The sequence below is a fragment of the Streptococcus suis genome, assembly GCF_002960445.1.
GTDB classification, from domain to species: domain Bacteria; phylum Bacillota; class Bacilli; order Lactobacillales; family Streptococcaceae; genus Streptococcus; species Streptococcus hyiners.
The window spans coordinates 1-286 of record NZ_POJD01000264.1; the positions used below are offsets into that span (position 1 = coordinate 1).

At 47.2% G+C, this 286-nt stretch carries 1 pseudogene; it reads right to left on the minus strand.

What is annotated here, in order from left to right:
- A pseudogene (locus tag C1G53_RS09590) lies at positions 1-286 on the minus strand (xylose isomerase); the annotation flags it as partial.

Consider the following 286-nt stretch of genomic DNA (forward strand, 5'->3'; position numbering starts at 1 on the left):
TTTCAAGCATGGTAAAGGTGGTGTCGTAGATGTTTGTCGGGAACTCATCCGTATCCCAGCCCAGAAGCATATCGCCTTGGTTGGCGTCAATCGACCCAAGAGCATTAAAGTCACGCGCCACATTTAGCTCATGTTCAAAGGTGTGCCCTGCAAGGGTCGCGTGGTTAGCTTCTAGGTTCAACTTGAAATCTCCTTCAAGACCGTGTTTGAGAATGAAGGCCATGGTAGTCGCCGCATCAAAATCATACTGATGTTTTGACGGTTCTTTTGGTTTTGGCTCAATCAA